The sequence below is a fragment of the Polaromonas sp. P1_E1_2 genome (assembly GCF_056406035.1).
In genome coordinates this window covers 1-3,246 of sequence record NZ_JBFUAZ010000493.1, presented here as the reverse complement: position 1 = coordinate 3,246, position 3,246 = coordinate 1, and the positions used below count along the sequence as shown (strand labels likewise).

At 66.0% G+C, this 3,246-nt stretch carries 4 protein-coding genes; 2 read left to right on the top strand and 2 right to left on the bottom strand.

Features of this window, described 5'->3' with window-relative positions; translation table 11 throughout:
• Together AC1D1P_RS18710 and ompR are read right to left on the bottom strand one after the other, a co-directional pair.
• The coding region (locus AC1D1P_RS18710) for a histidine kinase dimerization/phospho-acceptor domain-containing protein (protein WP_477674003.1) at positions 1-1,173 on the bottom strand (1,173 nt) is incomplete at its 3' end.
• Between the two features lie 10 nt (positions 1,174-1,183).
• The gene (ompR, locus tag AC1D1P_RS18705; RefSeq protein ID WP_477674002.1) at positions 1,184-1,933 is read right to left on the bottom strand and encodes an osmolarity response regulator transcription factor OmpR; all 750 of its coding nucleotides are present in this window, start codon (positions 1,931-1,933) and stop codon (positions 1,184-1,186) included.
• Between the two features lie 280 nt (positions 1,934-2,213).
• On the opposite strand from ompR, the gene AC1D1P_RS18700 reads away from it, so the two are divergent.
• Both AC1D1P_RS18700 and AC1D1P_RS18695 read left to right on the top strand, forming a co-directional pair.
• The gene (locus AC1D1P_RS18700; protein WP_477674001.1) at positions 2,214-2,753 is read left to right on the top strand and encodes a hypothetical protein; all 540 of its coding nucleotides are present in this window, start codon (positions 2,214-2,216) and stop codon (positions 2,751-2,753) included.
• A gap of 64 nt (positions 2,754-2,817) precedes the next feature.
• Entirely contained in the window at positions 2,818-3,123 is a 306-nt protein-coding gene (locus AC1D1P_RS18695; protein WP_477674000.1) for an EF-hand domain-containing protein, read from the top strand.
• Positions 3,124-3,246 lie beyond the last annotated feature (123 nt).

Genomic DNA, 3,246 nt, shown 5'->3' with positions numbered 1-3,246 from the left:
CTTCAAGGCCTCGGCCTGCCCGGCGTCAATGCCGGCGCCGTGATCCGTCACCGCTATCCAGACCGAATCGCCCTGCGTACCGGTGGCCATCGTGACCGGCGGCAGGCCATGGCGCCAGGCGTTTTCAACCAGATTGGTGAGCACGCGGCGCATCGCACGCGGGCGCAAGGGCACCGGCGGCGGGTTGCCGCCCTGCAGCGCCACCGGCATGCCGTGGCCGGCCGAGGCGGCCGCCACCTCAGCCGCCAACACATCCAGCGCCACCGGCGCCAGCGCTTCGCTTTCGGTGCTGCGGGCAAAGTCCAGGAACTGGCTGATGATGGCGTCCATTTCTTCCACGCCGCGTGTCATTCGGGCCATCAGCTCATCGTCGCCTTGACCGGCTTTTTCGGCCTTGTCGCGCAGGATCTCGATGCCCAGGCGCAGCTTGGTCAGCGGTGTGCGCAGGTCGTGCGACACCCCGGCCAGCATTAGCGCTCGCTCGTCGTCGGCCTGGGCCAGGCTGCGCACCATCTGGTTAAAGCTGCGGCTCAGGTCGGCGATTTCCGTGGGGCCGTCTTCGGGCAGCGGCTGCGGGCTGGTGCCGCCCGCCAGCGTGTGCGCCGAAGCCATCACGCGGCGCAGGGGCTGGTTCAGGTAGCGGTGAATCAGCAGCGCGCCCAGCAAGGCCAGCAAGGCGCTGGCGAGCGATGTCACGACCCAGGCGCCGGTGAATTCACGCGCCGGCAGCACGCCGGGCAGGTTGACCCAATGGTCGGCGCCGTCCAGGCGCAGCCGCACCGCCAGGCTGCCGCCGGCTTCGCGGCGCCAGATGATCTCGGAGCCCTCGCCTTCCAGCGCGATGCCGCGCGAGGCTTCATTGACGAAGCGCCGCTCAAGCCGGCTCAGCAGCCGGCGTTCGCCACGTCCGTCACCCTCGTCGTCATCGGCAATGCCCTGCATGGCGCGGCGGTTGAACTGCGCGACAAAAGCCTCGCGCTGCGCGGGCGACATGGCGGCCAGGCCGGCACGGATGGAACTGACATTGCGCGCCACCGCCACCGAGAGCTGCGCCAGTCGGGGCTTGATGATCAGCTGGCGCACCAGCAGCGCGCTGGCCAGCTGGCCCACCACGATAAGCACCACGATCAGCAGCACATTGCGGCCGAACAGGCTGCGCGGAAACAGCTTCATGGAAATAGCCTCACGGCTTGCCCGCCTTGCCGCTTTTTGCCGCACCGCCTTCCGGCACAAACACATAACCCACGCCCCACACGGTCTGGATGTGCGCCGGCTGGGAAGGGTCTACCTCGATCAGCTTGCGCAGGCGCATGACCTGCACGTCGATGCTGCGGTCGGTGGCTTCGTGGTCGCGGCCATAGGCCAGCTCGATCAGCCTGTCGCGGCCCAGCGGCCGGTTGGGGTGCAAGGCCAGCGCCTGCAGCAGGCTGAATTCACCGGTGGTGAGTGGCACGTCTTCGCCGTTTTTTTCCAGCCGGCGTGCTTCCAGCTTTAAGGTAAAGGCGCCAAACTGCACCGTGCCCTGGCCGGGCAACGGGCCGCTGTGCGCGCCCAGCATGCGCTGCCGGCGCACCAGCGCCTGGATGCGGGCCAGCAGCTCACGCGGATTGAAGGGCTTGGGCAAGTAGTCGTCAGCGCCCATTTCCAGCCCGACGATGCGGTCCACCGGGTCGCCCCGAGCGGTGAGCATGACGATGGGAATGGTTTCACCCTGTGCGCGCAGACGGCGGCACACCGCCAGCCCGTCTTCGCCCGGCATCATGACGTCGAGCACCAGCACGTCAAAACGTTCGCGCGCCAGCAGGGTGTCCAGGGTTTTGGCGTCTTCGAGTGTGCGCACGGCGTAACCCTGGTCGCTCAGGTAACGCTGCAACAGGCTGCGCAGGTCGGCCTCGTCGTCGACCACCAGGACCCGGGCTAGCGGCTCGCTCATTGTGAAGGGCCTGTTTGCAAAAGCGCGCTGAAAACAACCATAAGAAAACACCCCGCCGCAAGAAAGATGCCCCATGGTAGCGGCCCGCGCGGGGCCACCGGCCCGGCAAATCATGACAAACGATGACAAAGCCGGGATTTGTTCATGCCTTGTCATCAAGAGGCCGCTTGCAGCCATGCCTGGCTCACATCTGGCGGCCACAGTGGCATCACGGCGCTTGCAATGCGGCCGGAACCTCAAGACGCTTCACCGTTCAACGTCAACCTTCAAGGAGTTCACCATGAAAACCATGTTCTCTGCTACTGTCCTGACCGCCCTTACATGCACCCTGCTGGCGGCAGGTTTTGCCACCCCCGCCGAAGCGGCCAGCCGCCACGTGGTGCGGACCAGTGCCGATGGCAGCGCCACCGCCACCAGGGCGATCACCCGCGAGGGCCCGCAAGGCGGCACACGGGTGCGCAACCGCAGCACCACCGCCGACGGGCAAGGCAATGCCAGCACCGTGGGCAGCGCCTCCACAACAGGCCCCAACGGCGCCACCGCCGTGCGTAGCGGCCAGGCCAACCGCAGCGCGGACGGCTCGGCGCAGCGCAGTGGAGAGTTTGCTGCCACCGGCGCCAAAGGCAGCGTGCAAAGCAGCGGCAGCAGCAGCAAGACCGCCGATGGCGCCGTCAACGCCAGCCGCAACACCACCGCCACCAGCGCCGCCACCGGCAACAGCGTGCAAAGCACGGCGTCCTACAACCAGGCCACCGGCGTTACCCGCAGCACGACCTGCTACGACGCCGCCGGTGCGGCGATGAGTTGCCCGTCGCGCTGAGCGGGGCTGGGCTTTTTACCGAATTCAATTTTCAAAATTTTCAACCTTCATCTGGAGCACTCTCATGACCCCTTCGTTCAATCTCCGCGCACTTTCAATCATTGGTCTGCTGGCACTAGGTACCGCAGCCCATGCCCAGGCACCCAACGCCGCCCGACTGGAAAAGGCCCGCACCGAACTGCAAAAACGCTTTGAAGCGGCCGACACCAACAAGGACGGCAAGCTGACCCGCGAGGAGGCGCAGGCAAAAATGCCCAAGGTGTACAAAAACTTTGACGCCATCGACGCCAGCCATGCAGGCACTATCTCGCTGACCGACATCGAGACCTTTGTGACATCGAAAAAAGGCTCGCGCAAACCGGCTGGCTAATGACTGCGCATCGCGCCGCCCGAATGCCTGACCCATCGTTGACGCACAAGGTCAGAGGCGGGCCGGATATGCTGTCCGGCCTGCCCGCCGCAATACCACTGGAGCCATGACATGTCCCTTGCC

Excerpts from the sequence above, each read along its gene's own strand:
- ompR (WP_477674002.1), bottom strand. The coding sequence starts at position 1,933 with ATGAGCGAGCCGCTAGCCCGGGTCCTGGTGGTCGACGACGAGGCCGAC.
- AC1D1P_RS18700 (WP_477674001.1), top strand. The coding sequence starts at position 2,214 with ATGAAAACCATGTTCTCTGCTACTGTCCTGACCGCCCTTACATGCACC.
- AC1D1P_RS18695 (WP_477674000.1), top strand. The coding sequence starts at position 2,818 with ATGACCCCTTCGTTCAATCTCCGCGCACTTTCAATCATTGGTCTGCTG.